Genomic DNA, 4,898 nt, shown 5'->3' on the forward strand with positions numbered 1-4,898 from the left:
TCGAAGTTGAACGGCCCGGTACCCGTCACGCCCACCGCGAACTGGGCGCTCTGGCCTTCGCTCACCGACGCGTTCACCGGCTGCACCGTGATCGTGGGAACGGCGGCTGAGGGACCCGATACGCACAGCGACCAGCCCGGCGTGTTATTGATGATGCCGGGCACGGACTGCCCCGACGAGAACACGAGGTAGTCATCGGTCGACTGACCCGGCACGGGCGTCGTGGTCCACGTCCCCCACGGCGACGGGAACGCGCACTGGGCGTAGTTCGCCCGGGCGATCGTCAGCGCTTCGGCCTGGGTCGCGAGGCGCATACCCACCGACTGGCAATATTGCTGGGCGATCGTCTGCGTGAACTGCGCGCCTTGCTGCGGAAACGTCGTGTAGTACTGCTGCCAGATCAGACCGCTGACATTGTCCTTCACGGTCGGAACGTTAGGCCCCGACGGAAGACCGGAAATAGTCGATGTCCACGTTCCCGGTTGCGCGCCGAGCACCGTATAGCGCTCGGTTTGACCCCCACATTGCGGCGCGTCGAACACCTGGAACTCATACAGCGAATAGCCGTATTGCGTGGCGCGCTGCAGGCCGAGCATCCGGATGTAACGGGCCGACGTGCTCGCGAAGTAATGCGTCTCCGTGCCGCCAAACCCCTGGACCGGGCCGCCAAGCACACTGGTCCAGTTCTGCTTGTCGTTGGACACCTGAATGTCGTACTGCGAAGCGTAAGCGTTCTCCCACGCAAGCACGACCTTGTCGAACGTCTGTACTGAGCCCAGATCGATCTCGATCCACGACGGGTCGATGCCCGGTGCGGACGACCAGCGCGTCGAGAGCGAGCCGTCGATCGCGTACTGCGGACCGAGCCCGCCATTTTGCGAGCTGCTCGCCGTGGCTGTTCCGACGAGCGCGAGGTTGCTGGCGTCGGCACCGCTCACGGTGAGCGTGGCGACGGCACTCGTGACGCTGCCGGCGCTGTTGCTGATCGTGACCACGTAGTTGCCCGCGTCGCTCGCCTGCACCTGCGCGAGTGCAATGCTCGAGGTGTTCGAGCCGAACGGCACGCCATCCTTGGTCCACTGATACGTCATCGGTTGCGAACCGGTAGCGATCACGTTGAAGGTCACGCTCTGCCCGAACGGCACGGTCTGGCCGGCAGGCTGCGATGTGATGACCGGCGGGGTCGCTACGTTCACCGTCAGCGTTGCACCGGCCGAAGTAATCGTGCCTGCGCTATTCGTTACGACGACGCTATACACGGTGCCGCTAGCAGACGCCTGCATGACCGGTGTGTCGTACACCGGCTGCGTCGCGCCCGGGATCGGCGTGTTATTTGCCAGCCACTGATAGGTCAGCACGGGCGAACCGTTCGCCAGGACGCTGAATTCCGCGGTCTGTCCGGCCGTGATCGTCAGCGGCAGCGGTTGCGAAGTGAGGGTCGGTACAACCGGCTGCACCACGGTCACGCTCGCCGTATTCGAGGGGACGCTGCCGCTTGCATTGCTGACCAGCACGCTGAAGGTTGCGCCACTGTCGCTCGCTTGCAGCGGCGGTGTTGTGTAGGCGTAGCCGCTCGCGCCCGGGATCGGCGCGCCGTTCTTGTACCACTGGTAGGAGATGGGCGAAGCACCGGCCGTCAGGACACTGAATTGCCCGTTTTGCCCTGACGTGACCTTCTGACTGACAGGCTGCGCAAGAATCTGCAGCACGCCCGGAGGCTGCGGACCGACCGAGAGCTCGGAGCCGCTAAGCGTACCCGCGTTGACCGCCGGCACGATGTTGAACGAGGTCGTGCCACCGCCGAGGCCCGGCGAACTCGCCGTCACCGTGACCGTACCGGGTGTGAACTGCGACTTGACCGCGATTTTCGTGATGCCGCCTTCGGCCGTGACGTTCGGGTCGCCCGGCGCATGGTACGTATTCGGCTGGTTAGGCGTCACCCAATGATCCGTACCGCCGCGGTAAGTACCGGGGCCACTGACACCGAACGTCAGGATCGCCATCGAATCCGGCACGCGGACACCATGTGCGTCCACCACGGTCGCCGTGACGATACCCACATCGGTGCCGTTAGCCGTGATCGCAAACGAATCGCCGTTGGGCTTGACCAGTTCGGAATCGACCGTGAGCTGGATATGGTCGGCAGGACCGGCCGTAACAAGCTGGTCCGACGCCGCAACCTGGCGGTTGTTATCGAGGCATTCAGCCACAAGCGTGCCTGGCACGAACGCAAGGTTGTCCCAGTGCACCTGGCCCGGCAGCAGCGTCGTGTCCTGAGTCAGGTCGGCGCTCGAATCCGAGTTGGTCGGATTTGGCACTTGCTCACCGCCTACCTGCTGGCCGTTGAGCAGCAAACGAACCGAAGGGCAGTTGCTGAACGCGTTGACCCGCACAGAGCCGGACTGGTTCCAGGTGCTGGCAAGCTTGACGACAGGCTTGATCTGGAACGGCGTCCAGTTGGCTTCGTAGATGTAGTAAAGCAGGCGCGGGATGCGATGCTCATCCATCATGGATGCGCCATTGCCGCGCACCAGGTTTTGATCCTGGCCGTCGAACTGTGTCACGATCTCGCCCGGCGTATCGGCCAGGTACCAGTGCGCAATCCCGAACGACTTGCCGGCGACACTATGCACCCAGTCATTGACGGGCGGCGCGGCAAAATCGAGTTCATGGGCGTAGCTCCAGCGGGCCACACCCCAGCCCCAGTACTCCGATCCCCAGGCTGGCGAATTTGGATAGGTCTGCTTGACGTTGATATCGCAACCGTCGCCGCTGCAGCCGAGAATATCTCCGTTCGCTGGATTAGGCGTACGGTCGGCCTGAGCCCGCGTATTGACCGGATCCCACACCTGCGAAATTGCCTTCAGCGTTTGCGCAAACGTTGTATCGGTCGCGCCGTTGTCCGCTTCCCACGAAAGTACCGAGGGGTGGTTCCGATCGTGGACGATCATGTCCCGATGCAACTCTTCCTTGAGTTCGACGTTATCGGGCGTCGTGCAGCCCGTCGTGACGCTGGCCGAGCAGATCACGGCAAAGCCGCTCTCGCCGTCGCCGCTCGGCTGGATCATCATGATGCCGTAGGCGTCCGCGGCGTCGAGGAACTCAGGCCCCTGGCTCGAGTGTCCCGGCCGGTACAGGCTGCCGCCGGCCTGCGCGAGCAGGTTCAGGTCTTTCCATTGAAGCTCCGACGGCACGGCCGACCCAAGCGCCGGGTAGTCATAGCGGCCCGACGCACCCCACAGGAAATGGGCATAACCGTTGAAGTAGGGGAAATTCTGGTCCCACGTGATCGTGCGAATACCGAGTGGGGTTGCCTTCGAATCCACCACGACGCCATTCATGCTGACCGAATTGATCACGTGATAGAGGTACGGGCCGCCGTACACACTATTGTTCGGATACCAGAGCGTGGGATTGGCAACCGTCAGCACCTGGTCGAACAGAGTCGGGGTAAGTTGCCCCGGTCCGTTTGCCGGGACCGTGTTGGCGGTCTGCGCGCTCGCCACGACGTTGCCGCCGGCGTCCACGATCTGCGTCGTCAAGGTGACCGGCTGATCCGTCGAATACTCGTTCACCACATTGGCCTGGACGCGGATCGTCGCCGAGGAGGTGCTCGCCGCCACCGTCGACACGTAAGTGCCCCAGGTATTCAGCACCGAATAGATGTTCTCGGGGATGTGCACCCGGTCCGTGATGTGCATCCACACCGGCCGGAAAATGCCGGTATCGTCCTGACCGAAGCGGAACGCGCCGGAGAAGCTCGGGGACTCGAAGAACTTGTCGCCGCGCGAGACCTTCACGGCCATCACGTTGTCGGTGCCGTCGAACTTTACATAGTTCGTGACATCGACGATGAACGGGATAAAACCCACCACATGAGTCGCTGTCGCATCGAGCGCGACCTTGCTGTTGCCCGGGATGAACTGACCGTTGACGTAGACCTGAACTCCCGTGTGTGCGCCGTCGAACTCGATAAGGACCTTGCGGTTCGCATAGGACGGATCGAGCGTGAAGTGCTTGCGGTACCAGTTCGTGTTGCCCGTCAGGGATCCCTGACCGCCGCCCGAAGTCATATTGATGAAGGTGTCGTTGTCGGCCGGCGTCTGCGGCACGCCGATCGTCTGCCAGCCCGAGTCGTCGAACGACGGCAGGGGGAAGTTGATCGGATCGTCGACATCCTTGATGTACTGCCAGGGTGTCGCGCCCAGATTGATCTTGACGTGATTGGACGGCGGAAGGCTGATACCCGCAAACGATTGCGTCGCCGCGAAGAGTAAGACCGCCCACAAGAATGCAAACAACCCCGCTTGCTGCCACGCGGTGTGCCTAACGCAATTGCGCATTTTTGAAATCTCTAATTGATTTTTATGACGTGGCGCATCGCATCGACTTCAGCAACGATTCCCCGATTCTTCCCGCAAACCCACCACCTGAATGAACATGCAAACGTTTGCTCTTGCGAGCAAACCGCAATTGTTTCAATTTCGGATAACGACATTACATCGGCAACATTTGATAGGGACAAACCCCAATTGCTGTTACTTGTTTACCCTGATGCGACGCGGACGGCAGTGTCCCCCATATTTGTGACAATTTGGGGGCAGTGGCAGTGAAATGGGGGCAGCAGCTTTGGCGCAAGTCGCGGGTGGCCCGCAATGTAGAGGAATGAGGAGTCAGGATTCGGAGACGAGGGGCAGTCTCACACCGATATACGACATCACTCGGCAAACGCAATCAATTGTGGTCGCGGGGGAGTTACTCACCGGTGCTTTCGCGACCGGCGCGCTCGCGCACCCCTTCCATGACTTCGAGCGCACGCGTGCGCGCGTGCTGGTGAGACACCACCGGCAATGGATAGTCGCGGCCCAGCCGAACCGATGCAGCCGCCAGCTGCGCAG

The 4,898-nt window shown here is 61.9% G+C and carries 1 protein-coding gene; it reads right to left on the bottom strand.

Features of this window, described 5'->3' with window-relative positions:
• Positions 1–4,343: discoidin domain-containing protein (locus WCA53_RS18525; protein ID WP_423913771.1), on the bottom strand; the 4,343-nt coding region annotated here is incomplete at its 3' end.
• Positions 4,344–4,898 lie beyond the last annotated feature (555 nt).

It is taken from the genome of Caballeronia sp., from assembly GCF_049581465.1.
Taxonomy (GTDB): domain Bacteria; phylum Pseudomonadota; class Gammaproteobacteria; order Burkholderiales; family Burkholderiaceae; genus Caballeronia.